Annotated in this window: 18 protein-coding genes and 1 pseudogene; 6 read left to right on the top strand and 13 right to left on the bottom strand. The window is 64.7% G+C overall.

All coding sequences use genetic code 11. From position 1 onward, the window contains the following. Window positions 1-5: 5 nt before the first annotated feature. The 8 genes and pseudogenes from gspL to gspE form a co-directional block, all read right to left on the bottom strand. Entirely contained in the window at window positions 6-1,145 is a 1,140-nt protein-coding gene (gspL, locus tag B2U07_RS03885) for a type II secretion system protein GspL (protein WP_275544637.1), read from the bottom strand. After that, window positions 1,142-2,113, bottom strand: coding sequence for a type II secretion system minor pseudopilin GspK (gene gspK, locus B2U07_RS03890; protein WP_275544636.1), 972 nt, complete (start codon window positions 2,111-2,113; stop codon window positions 1,142-1,144). Before gspK ends, gspL begins: the two co-directional genes overlap by 4 nt. Further along, window positions 2,110-2,805 (bottom strand): type II secretion system minor pseudopilin GspJ, encoded by a 696-nt coding sequence (gene gspJ / locus B2U07_RS03895; RefSeq protein ID WP_275544635.1) that lies wholly within the window; start codon window positions 2,803-2,805, stop codon window positions 2,110-2,112. The genes gspK and gspJ overlap by 4 nt, the downstream gene beginning before the upstream one ends. 41 nt (window positions 2,806-2,846) lie before the next feature. After that, entirely contained in the window at window positions 2,847-3,233 is a 387-nt protein-coding gene (gene gspI / locus B2U07_RS03900; protein WP_275544634.1) for a type II secretion system minor pseudopilin GspI, read from the bottom strand. Then, window positions 3,230-3,727: pseudogene (gene gspH, locus B2U07_RS03905) on the bottom strand (type II secretion system minor pseudopilin GspH); the annotation flags it as partial. The gene gspI and the pseudogene gspH, both read right to left, overlap by 4 nt. A gap of 103 nt (window positions 3,728-3,830) precedes the next feature. After that, entirely contained in the window at window positions 3,831-4,256 is a 426-nt protein-coding gene (gspG, locus tag B2U07_RS03910; protein WP_197855879.1) for a type II secretion system major pseudopilin GspG, read from the bottom strand. Window positions 4,257-4,259: 3 nt separating this feature from the next. Continuing rightward, window positions 4,260-5,477 carry a GspF family T2SS innner membrane protein variant XcpS gene (xcpS, locus tag B2U07_RS03915; RefSeq protein ID WP_275544633.1) on the bottom strand — a complete coding sequence of 406 codons (1,218 nt, stop codon included), beginning with the start codon at window positions 5,475-5,477 and terminating at the stop codon, window positions 4,260-4,262. A 109-nt stretch (window positions 5,478-5,586) separates the two neighbouring features. Next, window positions 5,587-7,074 carry a type II secretion system ATPase GspE gene (gene gspE, locus B2U07_RS03920; protein WP_275544632.1) on the bottom strand — a complete coding sequence of 496 codons (1,488 nt, stop codon included), beginning with the start codon at window positions 7,072-7,074 and terminating at the stop codon, window positions 5,587-5,589. Window positions 7,075-7,308: 234 nt separating this feature from the next. On the opposite strand from gspE, the gene B2U07_RS03925 reads away from it, so the two are divergent. After that, a complete protein-coding gene (locus tag B2U07_RS03925) occupies window positions 7,309-7,950 on the top strand; it encodes a type II secretion system protein N (RefSeq protein ID WP_275544631.1) in 642 nt (213 codons plus the stop codon). A gap of 4 nt (window positions 7,951-7,954) precedes the next feature. Next, on the top strand, window positions 7,955-9,898 hold the full coding sequence (gene gspD, locus B2U07_RS03930) for a type II secretion system secretin GspD (protein ID WP_296275943.1): 1,944 nt from the start codon (window positions 7,955-7,957) through the stop codon (window positions 9,896-9,898). Window positions 9,899-10,315: 417 nt separating this feature from the next. Here the strand turns inward: gspD and B2U07_RS03935 are convergent, their stop codons facing one another. Continuing rightward, window positions 10,316-12,019 carry an amidase gene (locus B2U07_RS03935; RefSeq protein ID WP_275544629.1) on the bottom strand — a complete coding sequence of 568 codons (1,704 nt, stop codon included), beginning with the start codon at window positions 12,017-12,019 and terminating at the stop codon, window positions 10,316-10,318. Between the two features lie 212 nt (window positions 12,020-12,231). Between B2U07_RS03935 and B2U07_RS03940 the strand changes: the two genes are divergently transcribed. Further along, window positions 12,232-12,585 (top strand): DUF7079 family protein, encoded by a 354-nt coding sequence (locus B2U07_RS03940; protein WP_275544628.1) that lies wholly within the window; start codon window positions 12,232-12,234, stop codon window positions 12,583-12,585. Window positions 12,586-12,647: 62 nt separating this feature from the next. Beyond that, entirely contained in the window at window positions 12,648-13,037 is a 390-nt protein-coding gene (locus B2U07_RS03945; protein WP_275544627.1) for a GFA family protein, read from the top strand. Between the two features lie 11 nt (window positions 13,038-13,048). Here B2U07_RS03945 and B2U07_RS03950 read toward each other — a convergent pair whose 3' ends face one another. Further along, on the bottom strand, window positions 13,049-13,753 hold the full coding sequence (locus B2U07_RS03950; protein WP_275544626.1) for a class I SAM-dependent methyltransferase: 705 nt from the start codon (window positions 13,751-13,753) through the stop codon (window positions 13,049-13,051). A 187-nt stretch (window positions 13,754-13,940) separates the two neighbouring features. Here B2U07_RS03950 and B2U07_RS03955 point away from each other — a divergent pair, with 187 nt between their 5' ends. Next, entirely contained in the window at window positions 13,941-15,002 is a 1,062-nt protein-coding gene (locus tag B2U07_RS03955) for an AI-2E family transporter (protein ID WP_275545327.1), read from the top strand. 100 nt (window positions 15,003-15,102) lie between these two features. On the opposite strand, the gene B2U07_RS03960 is transcribed toward B2U07_RS03955, so the two are convergent. Further along, window positions 15,103-15,867: an SDR family NAD(P)-dependent oxidoreductase gene (locus B2U07_RS03960; protein WP_275544625.1), complete on the bottom strand. Its 765-nt coding sequence runs from the start codon at window positions 15,865-15,867 to the stop codon at window positions 15,103-15,105. Between the two features lie 231 nt (window positions 15,868-16,098). Between B2U07_RS03960 and B2U07_RS03965 the strand changes: the two genes are divergently transcribed. Next, complete coding sequence (locus B2U07_RS03965; RefSeq protein WP_275544624.1) at window positions 16,099-17,046, top strand: helix-turn-helix domain-containing protein; 948 nt, start codon at window positions 16,099-16,101, stop codon at window positions 17,044-17,046. A 410-nt stretch (window positions 17,047-17,456) separates the two neighbouring features. Here the strand turns inward: B2U07_RS03965 and B2U07_RS03970 are convergent, their stop codons facing one another. Next, window positions 17,457-17,813 carry a hypothetical protein gene (locus B2U07_RS03970; RefSeq protein WP_296275947.1) on the bottom strand — a complete coding sequence of 119 codons (357 nt, stop codon included), beginning with the start codon at window positions 17,811-17,813 and terminating at the stop codon, window positions 17,457-17,459. 161 nt (window positions 17,814-17,974) lie between these two features. After that, window positions 17,975-18,604 carry an isochorismate family cysteine hydrolase YcaC gene (gene ycaC, locus B2U07_RS03975; protein ID WP_183892921.1) on the bottom strand — a complete coding sequence of 210 codons (630 nt, stop codon included), beginning with the start codon at window positions 18,602-18,604 and terminating at the stop codon, window positions 17,975-17,977. Between the last annotated feature and the right edge of the window lie 120 nt (window positions 18,605-18,724).

The raw sequence follows: 18,724 nt of genomic DNA on the forward strand, positions 1-18,724 counted from the left end.
GCCGGTCATCCTCCTATCACCACGCGCGCGCTGACACCCTCGGCATCGCGGCTGGCCGAGCCCATCTGCACGGACAGCCCTGCATCCTCCAGGCGCTCGCGCAAGCGTTCCAACTCGGCGAACCCAGGCGCCTGCAACTGCAGCGACAGATCAGCGCGAATCGCGCTGTAGTCGAGCTGGTTGACCTGCACCTGTGCAGCGCCATCGGCATTCAAAGCGGCAGCCACTTCGGCAAGCAATCCGAGTAGCGGGCTGTCGCTGCCGGCAGACTGCGCCAGGTGCTGATCGAACTGCGCACGCAGGTTGATCAGCTTGTTGTCCTGCGGAAACAGCTCGCGATACAGCGCCTCACTGGAGGCAGCGTAGGCATCGGCTTCGCGCTGCAGATACCAGCCCTGCGCCAGATTGAAGCCCCACTGCAAGACCAGACACAGCGCCAGCACCCCGCCCAGCGGGCGCCAGCGCAGCCAACCCTCGCCGCTCTGGCGCAGGGCGAACGCGCCCTGTGCCAGGTCGACGCCACCGCCCTGTTGCACCAGCCATTGATGCGCATCCGCCACTTGTAGCCGTTCATCGACCGGCTCGGGCAGCGCCTGGCTGGCCGGCGCTCGCGCGACGCAGGGTGGCGTGCAACGTCCTGCCAGCGCCGGCCAGTCCTCACCTTGCAGGGCCAGACGCCAGGGCGCCTCGCCCCCCAGCAACCAACGCGAGTGCAGCCAGAGCAGTTGGCTGCCGTGGCGCGGCAGCAGGTCAGCGTCGACGCGGATGGCCTGAGGTGGCTGCGCGGCGAACAGCGCCAGGCATTCACGTAGCCAGGCGACGCGCATGGCATAGACCCGATGCCGGCCATCGCCCAGGCGCTCGCCCAGGGCCAAATGCATCAGTTCGACATCCTCGGCCAGCAGTTCCTCCACCGCGAACGGCAGCGCCTGGCGCATCCAGCGCGCCTTCTGCGTCGGCAAGTGCACGGCGCATGCAGTCACGGCCTCCACCGGTAGCACCAGTTCCCAGTGCACGGGCAAATCCGCCAGGGCATCGGACAGGCTCAAGGAGCGGCTGCCGTCTGCCGTGACCCACTGCACGGGAAGATTCGCGGACAGTTCGTGGCACGCCTCGGGCGGCAGGAAAATCCATAGGGGTGTCATTCTTGTTCTTCCTCAATCGGCGCTGGCGGCAGCCCGCCCTGCCCCAGGTCACGCGCCAGGACACTGACCCGGCCATCATTGCTGCGCTGCAACAGGCTGCGCAATACCACCCGGCGTTCACCCAGGCTCACTTCGCTGAACACCTCGAAATACTGGCTGCCAACCGCCAGCCCCTGCACCACCTGTTCCCCCAACCCGGCCAGCGCAGGCTGCGCGGCAAAGGCTGCCGGGCTGGCGTAGCCATCGGCGCCACGCGCGGCGATCAGCGCCAGCGCCGCATCCGGCGTCAAACCATCGGACAAGCTGGAGAGCACCATGGCGCTGGCCGTATTGACGTTGAGCAACGCCTCGCCGGGCAACGCACTGACGAAGGGCAGCAAACGTCGATAGTCGGCCTCCTCCATCTCCAGCAACAGGCGCAACTCGGAAACATCGGTGATCTCACGGTTAGCCGTACGATAAGGCGGCGTCGCCAGCAGGTACTGGCTGTCCTCGGCGCCCCTGCCACCCTGCGGCTCGCTGTCGTTGTCCAGCCAGTCCAGCAGACGCTCGGCGTAGGGTTTATCCATGCCCAGGCGCTGCAACAGACGGCGCAGACGCAATACCGCCAACTCGTTAGGCCGGCCCTGGCGCACCAGGCTGTTGAGATTGAAGCGCCCGCTGGGGTCGACGATACGCACGCGCAGCTCGCCGCCCTCATCCAGCGGGAACTTCAACGGCCTGGCCCAGGCTTCCAGTGGATGGTCCACGGGCTGGCGCGGATCGCCCTGGCGCAGATCACGTTGTAGAACCGCCTTGGCCAAGGTCTCGCCACCCAGCGCGTATTGCCAGGCCTGCGTCACGTGCAACTGGTTGGCACTGCTGCGTATCGACAGCTGCTGCCGGGCGATCAGCCCGGCGCAGACCACCGTGACCACGGCAACCACCAGCAATACGGTGATCAGGGCCACCCCGTTCTGGCGCCTCATGACTGTGGCGCCTCGGCCGGATCGCCCGCACCGCTACGGTTCTGCACCGGCAGATCAGGCAGGCGGAGTAGGCGACGCAGCTCGCCATAGCGACGATGCTGCAGGCGCAGCTCCACCGCACGCGGCAGTTCGGTAAGCAGGCCATCGCCGGTCGCATTGGCCGGGGGCCAGTCGGGCTGCCACTGCCCGTCCTTGTCCAGGTAGCTCAGGCTCAGCGACTCGACGCCATCAAGCGCCTGCTGGATTTGCGGTGCGCTGTCCTGCGCGCGGTCCAGCACACGCCAATAACGCCGCTGCCATTGCTCGCCACTGAGCTGCCAGCGCACACGCTGCACCTCGGCTCGCGACTGGCCGAGCGGGTTGCGCCAGCCAGCACGGCTCAGCTCCAACGCCGTGGCATCGGCCAGATCGCTGTGCAATGCCGGCTGGGCATCGCCGAAACCATCGCGAATCGGCCGCACCGTCACCTGGCGCAGATCGCGCTCGAAAGCGGACAACGCACGAGTCAGCTCACGCAACTGGCGCTCGTGCTCACGGGTAACGGCATCAGCGCTGAGCACGCTGTCGAGCATGCGGTAGGTGGCCAGCCCAAGCAGGGCGAAGATGGCGATAGCGATCAGCAGCTCCAGCAGGGTGAAGCCGCGCTGACGTGATTTTGTAGGAGCGAGCTCTGCTCGCGAACCCGCATCCATGCCTTTTCGCGAGCAGAGCTCGCTCCAACAGGGCAGACGAATCACTGCGGCGCCCCCAGAAACCCGCTGAGGCTGACCAGTGCCCGCTCACGCAGATCGCCGCTAGCGCCGCGCGCCTCAGCGGCGACCCAAAGCGTCACCCGACGCATGGCCGGCTCGCTGGTCGCCTGGATCTCGCTCTGCCAGAGCCAGCGACGCCCGGCGAATTCCACCTGCCCTTGGTCGCGGCCATCGGCTGGCGGCGTGTCGGCCAGTTGCAACTCGGTCAGACGATTGTCGGCCACCCACATGGCCAGGGTCTTGTCCTCCAGCTGACTGGCGGTACGCACGCTACGCGCACTGGCGGTCAGCACGCTGGCGGCGACCAGGGCGAAGATGGCCAGGGCCACCAGCACTTCGAGCAGCGTAAAACCGCGCGCGCCCTTCATCCAGCGCGCCCCGCACCCAGCTCCTCGACACGCGGCAGGCCAAAGCCGTCGCTGGACAATTGCAGGCGCAAGCCATCGCGCCGCCGTTCGCCCAGACGCAGGCGAAACGGGGTCACCTCGCCGCTGGAGAGAATCAGCAGCTGCGGCGCGCCCGTACTGCTCGTTGCCGGCAGGGCGAGCGCCTCGCCCTCGACCTCGAACGACAACTCGGCCCACTCCGGCAAACGGTGTGTCTGCCGATCCAGCGCCTGCCACTCGGCGCGCAGCGGGTCGTAACGCATCACCCGGTAGCCCTCACGGGTGAAGCTCAGCCCGTATTCGCGGTTGTCCAGCACCGCTTCGTCGACCAGCACGCCGATCAGCCCGCTGAGCCGCTCGGCCTCGCTACGCAACTCGCGCGACGGCCCGGCGATGCCGGTGCTGAACACCGCCAGGCCGATCAGGCTGCCGAGGATGACCAGCACCACCAGCAGCTCGATCAGGGTAAAGCCGCGCTGACCAGGGTTTGTAGGAGCGAGCTCTGCTCGCGAACATGGGCGTTGTCGAACGCTTCGCTCGCAACACTCGCTCCTACGGGCGAACGACGGCATGGTCGGGTCAGAGATCCCAGTTGCCGATATCGGCGTTCAGGTCGCTGCCGCCCTGCTTGCCATCGGCGCCGAGCGAATAGAGATCGAAGGCACCCTTGGTGCCAGGCGCCAGGTATTGATAGGGATTGCCCCAGGGGTCGATCGGTAGGCGCTTGAGGTAGCCGTCCTTGTTCCAGTTCTTCGCCGGCGGGTTGCCGCTCGGCCTGTTCACCAGCGCCTCCAGCCCCTGCTGGGTGCTGGGGTAGTTGTGGTTGTCGAGCTTGTACATGTCCAGCGCCGCACCGATGGCGCGGATGTCGTTCTGCGCGGCGGTGACCTTGGCTTGATCCGGCCGGCTCATCACCTGTGGCACCACCAGTGCGGCGAGAATCCCGAGAATGACGACAACCACCATGATTTCGATAAGCGTGAAACCTGTCTGAGCTTTTCTCACCTGCTACCCCACCATTTGGTTCAACGAAAGAATCGGCAGCAGGATGGCCAGCACGATCACCAGCACCACTGCCCCCATGAAAACCAGCATGAACGGCTCGAACAATCCGACCAGCAAGGCGATCTGCGCGCTGAGGTCGTTTTCCTGGTTCTTCGCCGTGCGCGCCAACATCTGATCCAGCTCGCCGGAGCGTTCTCCGCTGGCGATCATGTGCAGCATCATCGGCGGGAACTGCCCGGTGGCCTCCAGCGACCGAGTCAGGCTGCCGCCCTCGCGCACTTTCTGCGCGGCCACCAGCACCTCGCCACGAATCACCCGGTTGCCGATCACCTCGCCGGCGATTGCCAACGCCTCGACCAGCGGCACGCCACTGCGGGTAAGGATCGCCAGGGTCGAGGCGAAGCGCGCGCAATCGGTGGCGCGCCCCAGCCGGCCGATCAGCGGCAGGCGCAGCAGCAAGCGGTGCCAGCGCAGGCGGAAGCCCTCATCACGCAGCGCGGCACGCAAGGCGACCACCGCCAATATCAGCACGACCAGCGCAGCCAGCCCCCAGGCCTTGACCCAATCACTCAGGGCGATCAAGCCACGCGTCAGCGCTGGTAATGTCTGCCCGGAATCGACGAACACCTTGACCACATCCGGCACCACATAACCCAGCAGGAAGCCGACGATCAGCAACGAGGCGCACATCAGAATCACCGGATAAAGCAGCGCCAGTTGCACCTTCTGCCTCGATTGCTGACGCTGCTCGGTGTAATCGGCCAACTGCTCCAGCACCGGGCCGAGATGCCCGGCGTGCTCACCAGCCGCCACGGTGGCGCGGTACAGCTCGGGGAAGGCGGCCGGAAATTCCTTGAGGCTGCCGGCCAGGCTATGGCCTTCCAGCACGCGAGCGCGCACCGCCAGCAACATGCCCTGGATACGCGAACTGGTGGATTGCGCCGCTGCTGCGCGCAGTGCTTCCTCGATGGGCAGCGCCGCCTGGATCAGCGTCGCCAATTGGCGGGTGACCAGCGCCAGATCAGGTGCCGACAGACCCCGGGCAAAGCCCAGGCGCGCCCCGCCACTGTTCTGCTCGCGGCTGCGCGTGGCCTTGACCTCCAGCGGTGCCAACTGCCGCTCGCGCAACAGTTGGCGCACCTGACGCGCGCTGTCGGCTTCCAGCACGCCCTTCTGCTGGCGGCCGCGCCCATCCAGGGCGATGTATTCAAAGGCGGCCATGGCTAGCTCGTATATCCGTTGAACGTGACCAAATCGACCGTGGGTCGACAATTCGCGGTCAAGACCGCTCCCACAGAGGGCACTGCAGACGCAAAACCGGTGATCCTCATCATTCTTCCCGCGTCACGCGCAGCACTTCCTCGACCGTGGTCACCCCTTCCAGCACCTTGCGCCGGCCATCGTCACGGATGCTCGGCCCCAAAGTGCGGGCATGACGAGTCATGTCCTGCTCGGAAGCGCGGCTGTGCACCAGAGTGCGCATGGTCTCGTCGAACACCACCAGCTCGTAGATGCCGGTACGCCCGCGATAGCCCTGTTGATGGCAATGGGCGCAGCCGCGGGCGTGATACAGGGTCGGCGGCGGGCTGGCCGGCACGCCGAGCAACGCGCATTCGGCCGCATCGGCCGGGTAAGGTTCCTTGCATGCTGGGCACAGCACGCGCACCAGACGCTGGGCCAGTACGCCGAGCAAGGAGGACGACAGTAGGAAGGGCTCCACGCCCATGTCCACCAGTCGGGTAATGGCGCCGATGGCGCTGTTGGTATGCAGGGTCGACAGCACCAGATGGCCGGTCAGCGAGGCCTGCACGGCGATCTCGGCGGTTTCCTTATCGCGGATCTCTCCGACCATCACCACGTCCGGGTCCTGGCGCAGGATGGCGCGCAGGCCACGGGCAAAGGTCATATCCACCTTGGTGTTGACCTGAGTCTGGCCGATGCCTTCGAGGTGATATTCGATCGGGTCTTCAACGGTGAGGATATTGCGCGTGTGGTCGTTGAGGCTGACCAGGCTGGCATACAGCGTGGTGGTCTTGCCCGAACCGGTGGGCCCGGTGACCAACAGGATGCCGTGCGGCTTGCGCACGGTCTGCTCCATTAGCGCGCGATCCTCGCCGCGCATGCCCAGATGCTGCAACGACAGGCGCCCGGCCTGCTTGTCGAGCAGGCGCAACACCACCCGCTCGCCATTGGCCGACGGCAGCGTGGAGACGCGAATATCCACCTCGCGTCCGCCGACCTTGAGCGAGATGCGCCCGTCCTGCGGCACGCGCTTCTCGGCGATATCCAGGCGCGCCATGACCTTGACCCGCGACACCAGCAACGCGGCCAGCTCGCGCTTGGGTTCGAGCACCTCGCGCAGGATGCCGTCGACGCGAAAGCGCACCACTAGGCGCTTCTCGAAAGTTTCCAGATGAATATCTGAGGCGTTTTCCTTGATCGCCTCGCCAAGGATGGCGTTGATCAGACGGATGATCGGCGCGTCGTCTTCCTGCTCCAGCAGGTCTTCGGTTTCCGGCACCTGATCGGCCAGCGAGGCCAGGTCGAGGCTGCCGCCGATATCCTCGGCCAGCTGCATGGAAGCGGAATCGTGCTGATAGGCCGCGCCCAGCGCCTGGGCGAATTCGTGAGTGCCGAGCACCTGCAGCGGTAGACAGCGCCCGGCAAAACGCTGGGCTTCGGCCAACGCGACCAGGTCGCAGTCGGCGCGATGAGTCAGGCTGGCGCGGCCGTCATGCATGACGAACACCACGCCATGACGCTTGGCGAAGCTGAAGGGCAGGCGGCGCAGCGGAGTTTCGAGCAACGAAGCGTTCATGCGTGACCTTAGAGCAGAACCTTGTCCCGGTAGTACAGCCTAATCTGACTGCCTGGCCCAATGGGCCACCTCTGAGACGGTCTTGTATGTTTTATTCGATTATCTTTAGCACATTGCCTGGAACTGCACACCCAACCTATTCTGAGGATGCCAAGCTTGCCCAGGCTGCTATGATCAGCGCGCGACGCCCCGGACCATAAGAAGAATTAAATCGTCGTTTGCGGAGTAACGCCTTTGCCCATCCCGGCCCTTTCCCAGCGCCTCAAGGACAATGCCCCAAGCCTGATCGGCATGCTCGTGCTGATCGCCCTGAGCGTCAGCCTGGCCTGGCAGAGCGCCGAATTGCTGCGCCTGGTGCGCGCCCCCGATCAGCCGCCCACCGCTCAGAGCGCACCCACACCCGAACAACGCGCCCAGGCGCCCATCGCCCAGTTGTTCGGCACCCCACGCCAGGCCGACAGCGGCCCGCCACCGGCCACCAACCTGCAACTGACCCTGCTCGGCAGCTTCGTTCACAGTGACCCGCAGCGCTCCAGCGCGCTGATCCAGCGCCACGGCCAGAGCGCGCAGCGCTATAGCGTCGGCATGGATGTGGACAGCGGCGTGCGCCTGGACGCCGTGTATGCCGATCGCGTCGAGTTGCTGCGCAACGGCCGCCGTGAAAGCCTCACCTTCCCGCGCCAGCAAAGCGGCCAGTACAGCTATACGCCACCGGTCGAAACCAGCCCCGACGACTCGCTGCAACAGCTCGATCAACTCGACCAGGACAACCTCGAACAACTGCGCCAGCGCATGCAAGAGCTGCGCGAACAGATGGAAGCCTCTGGCACCGCGCCTGAGGAAACGCCCGCCGAACAGCCCATGGAAAGCGACTGACCCGATGCATGTTCTCCGAAGCCGACTGACCCTTGCCCTCCTCGCCACCGGCCTGGCCACTGCTCCCCTGCCCCTGCTCGCGCAGATCGAACAGGTTCCGGCCAGTGCCAATCAGCAGGAGGAAAGCTGGACCATCAACCTCAAAGGCGCCGACATTCGCGAATTCATCGACCAGATCGCCAGCATCACCGGGCAGACCTTCGTCGTCGATCCGCGCGTGAAGGGCCAGGTCAATGTGGTATCGAGCACGCCGCTGGGGCTGTCCGAGGTCTATCAGCTGTTCCTCTCGGTGATGGCCACCCATGGCTTCAGCGTGCTGACCCAGGGCGACCAGGCGCGCATCGTGCCCAACGCCGAAGCCAAGGCCGAAGCCGATGCCGGCCGCCCGGCGCCGGATCGCCTGGAAACCCGGCTGATTCAGGTGCAGCACGCACCGGTGGCCGAGCTGATCCCGCTGATCCGCCCGCTGGTGCCGCAGTATGGCCACCTGGCCGCCGTCACCTCGTCCAATGCGCTGATCATCAGCGACCGCAGCGCCAACATCGCACGCATCGAAGACCTGATGCGCCAGCTCGACCAAAGCGGCGCACAGGACTTCAGCGTGGTTACCCTGCAGCACGCCTGGGTGATGGACGCCGCCGAGGTGCTAAACGCCTCCATCGCCCGCGGCCAGGCCAAGGGCACCAGCGCCACGCAGGTGGTGGCCGATGCCCGCACCAACCGCCTGATTCTGCTCGGCCCACCGGAGGCCCGCAGCAAACTGGCCGACCTCGCCCGTTCGCTGGACAGCCCCAGCAGCCGCTCGGCCAATACGCGAGTGATTCGCCTGCGCCACAACGACGCCAAATCCCTGGCCGAAACCCTCGGGGAGATTTCCGAAGGGCTCAAGACTCAGGAAGGCAGCGAAACTACGGGTCGACAGTCGAATATCCTCATCCGCGCCGACGAGAGCCTCAACGCCCTGGTGCTGCTGGCCGAGCCCGACCTGGTCGCCACCCTCGAAGACATCGTGCGTCAGCTTGACGTGCCGCGCGCGCAGGTAATGGTCGAGGCCGCCATCGTCGAGGTCTCCGGCGACATCACCGATGCCCTCGGCGTGCAGTGGGCGGTGGACGCCCGCGGCCGGACAGGTGGCCTGGGCGGGGTGAATTTCGGCGGTACCGGCCTGTCGGTCGGCACCGTGCTGCAGATTCTGCAGAGCGGCGAGATACCGGAAAACACCACCCTTCCCGACGGTGCCATTATCGGTATCGGCAGTGACAGTTTCGGCGCACTGATCACAGCGCTGTCGGCCAACAGCAAGAGCAACCTGCTGTCCACGCCTAGCCTGCTGACCCTGGACAACCAGAAGGCAGAGATTCTGGTGGGGCAAAACGTACCCTTCCAGACCGGCTCCTACACCACCGATGCCTCGGGCGCCGGCAACCCCTTCACCACCATCGAACGCAAGGACATCGGCGTGACCCTCAAGGTCACCCCGCATATCAACGAGGGCGCCACCCTGCGCCTGGAGATCGAGCAGGAAATCTCCTCCATCGCCCCCAGCACCGGGCTCAACGCCCAGGCGGTCGACCTGGTGACCAACAAGCGCTCGATCAAGAGCACCATCCTCGCCGACGACGGCCAGGTGATCGTGCTTGGCGGCCTGATTCAGGACGACGTCACCCAGGCCATCTCCAAGGTGCCGCTACTGGGCGATATCCCTCTGCTCGGCGGTCTGTTCCGCTCGACTCGCGACTCGCATATCAAGCGCAACCTGATGGTCTTCCTGCGGCCCACGGTAGTGCGTGATGGCGCCGGCCTGGCGGCGCTTTCCGGCAAGAAGTACAGCGATATCCGCATCATCGGCAATGGCGGCACCAACGACGGCCGCCCAAGCATCCTGCCCAGTCAGCCGAGCCAGCTGTTCGACGGCCAGGGCGTCCCGGCGGTGGATTTGCGGCGGTAGGGAACGAGTGAATCGTAGGGCGGGTGTAACCCGCCATTGCTGCCGTGGCGGGTTGCACCCGCCCTACGTATCGGATCGTGGAACGCCACGGACCGTGGGAGGCGCTTTAGCGGCGACAAGCTCTACAACAGTCGCGGCTAAAGCCGCTCCTACAAGGCAGTCAGCGGCTGGTCGCTGTTCTTCTGTAGGGCGGGTGAAACCCGCCAGAATGGCGCGTTGCGCACGCCCTACGTATCGGATCTTGGAGCGCCACGGAGCGTGGGAGGCGCTTTAGCGGCGACAAGCTCTACAGCAATCGCGGCTAAAGCCCCTCCCATAAGGTAGTCAGCGGCTGGTCGCTGTTTTTCTGTAGGAGCGAGCTCTGCTCGCGAAAAGCGCTTCGCGAGCAAAGCTCGCTCCTACACGACAGAGGTTTGATCAACCCAACGGAGGCGTACGCGGCGGCACCTGGCGCTTGTTGCCGGTCGACTCATAAGCCGCCGCCAGTTGCAGCAGCGCATTGTCGTCGTAGGCTCGACCGGCGAAGGTCAGGCCCACCGGCATGCCGATATCGGCCATCACGCCCATCGGCACGGTGACGGTCGGTACGCCCTGGTGACGGATCGCCAGGTTGCCATTGGCGACCCACACGCCATTGCTCCAGGCAATATCGGCGGAAGCCGGGTTGACGTCGGCATCGGCCGGGCCCACATCGGCCACAGTGGGAAACAGCACCGCATCCAGCCCCAGTTGATCCATCCAGTCCTCCAGATCGACCTTGCGAATCTGCTCCAGGCCGCGCAGGCCATCGGGCAGCGTGGCGATCTGATCCCAGGGCTTGATGCCGCGCTTGGCCATGTTGACGTACTCGTCCATGCCCGCCGCCAGGTCGCCCTCGCGGTTCGGCAGCGTACCGGGGTCATGGGGGAAGATCTGCGGGCCATCCACATCGGCCAGGCGGTTGAGTTTCGGATCGCCATTGGCGCGCAGGAAATCGTCGAAGGCCCAGCCGCTCAGCTCCCACAGCTCGTCATGCAGAAACTCCGGGGTGACGATGCCGCGATTGAACACGGTCGGCGCGCCGGGGCGGTCGCCCTCGCAGTTGGATACCAGCGGGAAATCCACCTCCACCACCTCGGCGCCCGCCGCTTCCAGTGCCTGACGCGCGGCTTCCCACAGGGCGATCACCGTCGGCCGGGTGTGGATACGCTGGCCAGTCGGCCCGCCGATACCGGGCGACTCGCTGGTGCCGGCCAACTCGTCCTTGTTGATGAACATCTTCGGCACGCCCAGGCGTTTGCCCTTGAGCGCGTCGGCCTTGGCGGCAAGCGCCAGGTAGGAATCGGGGCGCACATCGGAAGCCTTGGGGATCGGCACCCAGGGCTGCAGACGCCAGAGGTCGCCGCGCGTATCCGGGTCATCAGCCACCACCACGTCGAGCACCTCGAGCAGATCGGCCATGGTGCGGGCATAGGGCACCACCACGTCCATGGTCGGCGTCAGCGGCCAGTTGCCGCGCACCGAGATCACCCCACGCGACGGCGTATAGGCACACAGGCCGTTGTTCGAGGCCGGCCCGCGCCCGCTGGACCAGGTTTCCTCGGCGAGGCCGAAGGCCGAAAAACTGGCCGCGGTGGCCGTGCCGGCGCCGTTGGACGAGCCGGAGGCGAAGGGGGCAGTCAGGTAATCGGCGCTGTAAGGGCTTTCAGCGCGGCCATACACGCCACGCTGCATGCCGCCATTGGCCATCGGCGGCATGTTGGTCTTGCCCAGGCAGATGGCGCCAGCGGCGCGCAGGCGCTCGATGGTGAAGGCGTCGCGCTGGGCCACCAGATCCTTGAATGCCGGGCTGCCGGAAGCCGCTGTCAGGCCCTTGACCAGGTAGCTGTCCTTGGCGGTGTAAGGGATGCCATCGAGCGGACCGAGGGTTTCGCCACGGGCGCGGCGTGCATCGGAAGCCTCGGCTTCCTTCAGTGCCTCGGGATTGCGCACCACCACCGCATTGAGTTTGGTTGGCGTGTCCGGGCCATCGTAGGCATCGATACGCGCCAGGTAGGCCTTGACCAACTCGACCGCCGTGGTGCGGCCGGACTCCAGCGCGGCACGCAGCTCGGCGATGGAAACTTCGGTTACCTCGATCATGGTGTCATCACTCGCAGAGGACGGGCCGGCCTTCACCGGCCCCAAATACAAAAGCTGTACGTTTGCGCCCGACGCCCACAGGCAGATCGAGCCGCGCAACTATGCGCCCGATGATACATGCCGCCGCGCCTTAGCAGCAGCCCGCCGCCGATGGTTAGGCGGCGCACGACCCTATACAGTCTCGGCACAGCGCTACAGGTACTCGAAGGCTCATGACTCGCGAAGAACGCATCCAGCTGTGGGCGGTGTTGTCGGAGGTATTCGTCGACAGCGAAATCGACTACGCCTGGATCGCTCGTCAGTTGCAAGGCTATGACCGCGCCATAGCGCAAGCGGCCTTCTACGAGGATGTCGCGCCCGCGTGCTACTCCAACCTGCTTGCGCCCATCCCACCGATCTGGACCGGCTTCGACAGTACCTGGCTCAGCGAAACCATCGACAGCGCCCGCGCCGCTCGCGATAACTCGGCGCTGCGCCATCTGCGTGACCGGCTCTTTGTCGCTTACTTGCGCCTGGCACTGAAGTCGGAATGGACGAACATCGAGCAAGAGCTGGATCGCCTCTAGCCCTCCCGCCATCGCCTGCTATGTTTTCAGCTCCTGCATGCCAACCTCAGGAGGACGAGCATATGGATCGTTTCAGCGGCGGCTGCCTTTGCGGCCAGGTACGTTTCGAAACCAGAGGCCAGCCTTATCGGGTCGGCGTCTGTCACTGCATGGATTGCCGCAAGCACCATGGCGCCCTCTTCCATACCTCGGCGATATTCCCGCAGGACGCGGTGAAGATAGAGGGCGAAACCGGCCAGTACGCTGGCCGCCACTTCTGTCCGCGCTGCGGCTCATCGGTGTTCGGGCGCTCGGCGGGTGAAATCGAAGTGAATGTAGGCTCGCTGGATGAGCCGGACCGCTTCACCCCCACCTACGAACTCTGGACCATCCGCCGCGAGGCCTGGCTACCGCCCTTCCCCTTCGACCGCCGCTACCCGCGCGACCGCGAGGGCAGCACGCGCCATGAATGACCGCGCAGGCCTTATGCGTTCGCCGCGCGCCGGCAAATCCAGCCGTGCATCAGCCCGGCTTGGAAGAACGGCGTCGGCGCCGTAAAACCGCCTGCCTGGATGATGCCGGCCACCTGCGGCGCCGGCAGCACCGCCACGTCGCGCGCATAGGCCGCACGCGCCCGCTCCAGCATCTGCGCGTCGACGCCGGCCGATGACATCAGCGTCATCCAGCCAGGCAGCAGCACCTCGTAGGCTGCTGAGTGGATGTCCGATGCCAGGTCGGCGTTGGCCAGCAGCCCGCCCGGCTTCAGGCGCTGGGCGATCTGGCCGAAGAAACCGGTACGCGCCTGCGCGTCGGTGAAGAACTGCGACACCAGAAAGCAGGTGGCAGCATCATAGGCCTGACCTGCCGCCAGGGTTTCCAGATACCCCTCGTGAAAGTCGCAACGATGGGCAAAGCCGCCGCGCTCCGCACGCTGACGGCACACCTGCAGCATCGCCCCGGACGGGTCGAGCGCGGTGAAGCGCCAACCGGGAAAACGCTCGGCCAGATGAGCGATCTCCGCACCGGTGCCGGTGCCCACGCAGAGAATCCGTGCGTCGGCCGGCAGAGCAACGAACAACGCATCGAGCAGCAAGTACAGCGCTTCGCGAATCGGCACCATTCCTGCCCATTGCTGGTCGTAACCTGCCGCCTGCAGGTCGAACAGTGCCTTGATTTCCTCATCACGCATGGCAAACCCTCCGTCGAATGATCGTCCTTACGCTCTCCAGTATCCCAGAGCTGTCAAGCCCTCCCCAACGGCCTGAAATGGAATCAGCCACAACGCGGGAATGAGCGATCTGCCAATGACGAATTCGTGGGCACTTTGCCAGAGCTTCGGGGGACTAACGGGCATGCCCACTCCCAGCGGACCCGATATGCAGAACCCGACCTTCGAACAGAAAGCTTTCATCCTGCTGCTCGTGCTGGTGACCGTCGCCTTCTTCTGGATCCTGCTGCCCTTCTATGGCGCGGTGTTCTGGGGCATGGTCCTGGCCGTGGTGTTCGCCCCGCTGCAGGAGCGCCTGATCCGCCGCACGGGTGGGCGCAGCAACCTGGCTGCCCTGCTGACATCGATCATCTGCCTGCTGGTGGCGATTCTGCCGGTGATCTTCATCACCTCAGCCGTGGTCGCCGAAGGCGCGTCTCTCTATCAAAAGCTGGAGTCCGGCGAACTGGACATCGGCAGCTACGTCACCAGCGCCATCCAGATGTTGCCGCCGTCGATACAGGAACAGCTCGACCGCGTCGGGGTGAGCGACCTGGACGGCCTGCGCGAAAAGATCTCCGATGGCGCCTTGGTCGGCAGCCAGTATCTGGCGACCAAGGTTTTCGCGATCGGCCAGGGCACGTTCGAGTTCTTCATCGACTTCTTCGTCATGCTGTACCTGCTGTTCTTCCTGCTGCGCGACGGCAAGCAGTTGGTCCGCAAAATTCGCACCGCTATTCCTTTAGCTGATACGACCAAACGCCGCCTGCAGATCAAATTCACCCGCGTGGTGCGTGCCACGGTCAAGGGCAACGTGGTGGTCGCCGCGATACAGGGCGCACTCGGTGGCTTGATCTTCTGGGTGCTGGGCATCTACAGCCCGCTGCTGTGGGGCGTGCTGATGGCCTTCCTGTCGCTGCTGCCGGCAGCCGGGGCCGGCATCATCTGGGCGCCGGTGGCCATTTACCTGATGTTCAGCGGCAGCCTGTTGCAAGGCGTTGTCCTTACCCTATTCGGCGTGCTGGTAATCGGCCTGGTGGACAACATCCTTCGCCCCATCCTGGTCGGCAAGGACACCCGTATGCCCGACTACCTGATCCTTATTTCCACCCTCGGTGGCCTGGCCCTGCTGGGCCTCAACGGCTTCGTGATCGGTCCGCTGGTGGCGGCTTTGTTCGTGTCGAGCTGGAATCTGTTCAGCGCGAAGAAAAAGGTCAGGTTGCCGGACTGAGGCAAACTGAAACCACCGAGGAACAGCCCTGCGCACGATCTTCCGAGGGGCGTGCGCTGCGCCAGCAGGAGAGCAGGCGCAGCGCATGCCCGCTGGCTGGTCAGCCAGCCGTCACGGTCATGCCGCCATCGACCATGACCACGGCGCCAACCATGAAACTCGCCCGTTCTGACGCCAGGAAGGCAACCACTTCGGCAATTTCCTGCGGCTGAGCCGCACGACCGATCGGCGCGTTCTCGCCGTGCTGGGCCAGAAACGCCGGACCGTCTTCCACCACATCGTTGAGGATGTTGGTCACAACGTCCCCCGAGCCGACGGCATTCACCCGAATGCCATGCTCAATGGCCTCGAGCGCCAGCGTGCGAGTCAGCTGGGCCAGCGCCCCCTTCGAAGCGGCATAGGCAGCGATGGTGGGAAAGGCGAAGTAAGAGGCATAGGAGGCGATATTGACGATGGCGCCTGCCTTGTTCGGCATCATCACTTTCATCGCCTCGCGGCAATGCAGAAAGGCGGCGGTGGCGTTGACGGCCTGAATGCGCTCCCAATCCTGTCGGGTCATTTCCACCAGCGCCTTGTTGATGATGATGCCCGCATTGTTCACCAGGATATCGAGCCGACCGAAGCGCTCGACCGCCAGCGTCACCGCACGCTCGGCGGCGCCGTCCTCGGTGATGTCCGCCACCAGCGGCACCAGCCCCGGCTGGGCCAGTTCTTCCACGGCAGGATCGATATCCTCCGCGATGACCCTGGCTCCGCGAGCATGCAGCAAAAGCGCGGTAACCCTGCCGATACCGCTGGCAGCGCCTGTGATCAGGGCGACTTTACCCTCGACTTCCTGGGTGGTGATGTTCTTGATGTCAGCCATGGTGATTCCTCCTCATTCGGCGAAACGAGAGTTTCGCCAGCGAGCACACAGGGTGCGTTAGAAGACGGTTTCATCCTCTCCCGATTGGCCATGGCAGGCTTTTGCCGCTTTGCGCGGGCTGTCGCGATCTTGCGCGCAATCCGTATGAGTAGCCGCTGAGGCATACACGGCTGGCAGCCCGGCGCCCGTGCGCTAACCTGTCCAGCGCCGCCCTGACATCGGGCCCCATCGATGGACGCGTTACTGGTGAGCCAATCCGAACCTGCCGCCTCCTGTTCCGACGCCCTGCGGATCACGGCCGAGACCATGTGGGAATACCTGCCGAGCGACGCCCCCGCGCCGCCACAGCCACATGCCCTGCAGGACGTGGTGTTGCACCTGTTCACCCACCGCAGCATCGCCGAACCGATCATGGTACCTGCGGTGGCCGAACCGCTGCTGGTGATGGTGCTGGCGGGATCGGCGATCGTCGAAGAACGTGCAGCGGGCAGCGAATGGGAAAAGAGCGAGGTACGCATCGGCGACTTCTTTCTGACCAACACCACGCAGCCCTACGAAATGCGCTGGCAGACCATGGGCGGCGACAGTTTCGAAGTGATGCATCTTTATCTCGCCCCCGCGCTGATCGAGCAGGCTGCGCGCGACCTTGGGCTCCGAGCGGCCGGCCCGGTAAATTTCGTCGACGTATCCGGCGGTCGTGACGACTGGGTTCGCCTGCTGCTCGAACAGCTGCGCTCGGAGCTTGTCGACAGCCGTATGCCCAGCCGCCTGCTGGTGCACAGCCTGGCACAAGCCCTGGCGATTCACCTCGTGCGTACCTATCGCGCCCCGCTGCCCACCGGCAGGCGCAGCAATGCCTTGCAAGCCTACAAATTAAGACGCGTCCTCGACCTGATGAACCAGCGCCTGGCGCAAGACCTCTCCCTGGCCACCCTGGCGCAGGCCGCGCAACTGAGCGAGTACCACTTCAGCCGCCTGTTCAAACGCGCTACCGGCTTATCGCCGTCGCACTATTTCATTGGCCTGCGCATGGCTCGCGCCCGGCAACTGCTGCTGGAAACCGAGCGCAGCGTGATCGATATTGGGCTGGAAGTGGGTTACTCGAGCGCCAGCCATTTCTCGCAAGTCTTTCGCCGGGAAGTGGGCGTAACGCCGAGCGCCTACCGCAATCCGGGATAGGATTGGAGGAGTAATCGTTCCAATACCTTCGGCTTCTCGCAAAGGATGGTCAGATAGGCGATTTGAATACGCCTGCACCCGTCAGCAACTGCACGAGGTTTTCTGGCCATAGCGCCTTCGCCTGCGAGGCACATGTCTGCCTGTGGCACGGCACAGAGGATAACTGGTCGCCTTTCGCCATGTCGGAACATCTGGCCGAACGCTTCCCACAGGACGCTCGCATCGAGCTACTGGATCAGCTTTCTCACTATTCATGCCTATACGCTGCGGCCCCTCGGATCTGTACGCAGCTCGCCAGCGACCGATATTGAGCCCCGAGCTCTACGAGAAAAACCCCGCCCCCTGCGCCTCTACAGTTGCTGATCGGGCTTTTTTCGGCCATTTCAGGCTACCGCACGCGCGGCCCCTCGCTACTCGAGCGTGCCTGGGTCGGAGGACGGGTCGGTAGGGCCGCCGGGTGAGGAATGCTCGCCGGAATCATCGCGATCGCCATCATTCTGCATATTGCCGTCGCGCGTGTTCACCTTATGCCCCTCTTCTGTCCGTAACTGGCCATTCTCGCGATGAACGTCCAGCTCATGTTGAGGCGCCGGCGTGCCGCTCGGGCTTGGCGCCGAGCCTCGGCCGGCGTCGGGGCTTCCTGCCGGCGCCTGGGCCAGAGCGGTGGTGGCGAATAGTAAAGTTGCGGTAGCAATGATGCCGGACATGGATTTCATGGGTGCGCTCTCAAGTTCGTGCATGACTCCTGTTTGGGTCACGAGGCCCATGCGCAGGTTCGCCTCGCACGATCAACGGTAGCCAAACCGAGTCGGCGAGCCCTGGCGCCAGCGTTGCGCAGGCGGCGGAGCAAGCAGCGGATCACCGAGGAAAAATCCGGACGCAGCAAAACCGGAGCCTTTGCGAGCTCCGGTTCGGTTTCAGGCTTGGATCACTTGCCAGCGGTCAGCGCGTTGTAGCTGGTCATCAGGTTGCGGTAGTCCGGGATGTGATCGGTGCAGATCTTGGCCAGGCCTTCCACGTCGTTGCGCCAGTCGCGGTGCAGCTCGCAGGCCACGGCGAACCAGTTCATCAGTTGCGCGCCGGCCTGGGTCATACGCTGCCACGCCGAGTCACGGGTGATCTGGTTGAAGGTGCCGGAAGCATCGGTGACCACGAACACGTCGAAGCCTTCCTCGATGGCTGACAGCGCCGGGAACGCCACGCAGACTTCGGTCACCACACCGGCGATGATCAGCTGCTTCTTGCCGGTGGCCTTGATCGCCTTGACGAAATCTTCGTTGTCCCAGGCGTTGATCTGGCCAGGGCGGGCGATGTACGGCGCGTCCGGGAACATTTCCTTCAGCTCGGGAACCAGCGGGCCGTTGGGGCCGGTTTCAAAGCTGGTGGTGAGGATGGTCGGCAGGTTGAAGAACTTGGCCAGATCAGCCAGCGCCAGCACGTTGTTCTTGAATTTGTCCGGCTCGATGTCACGAACCAGCGAGAGCAGACCGGCCTGGTGATCGACCAGCAGTACGACGGCGTTGTCTTTGTCCAGGCGATTATAGGTGGCGTTGGTCATGATGAAGTCCTCGAATTGTTTTCAATGTGCCGGCTGCGCCGGTGAGTGGGTTTTCGTTCAGCAGTGCGTCACTGCATGGAAGAAAGATTAAATTCGAGACCCTTTTCCGACTAGACTGCG

The sequence above is a fragment of the Pseudomonas sp. UBA7530 genome (assembly GCF_002479365.1).
Classification (GTDB): Bacteria; Pseudomonadota; Gammaproteobacteria; order Pseudomonadales; family Pseudomonadaceae; genus Aquipseudomonas.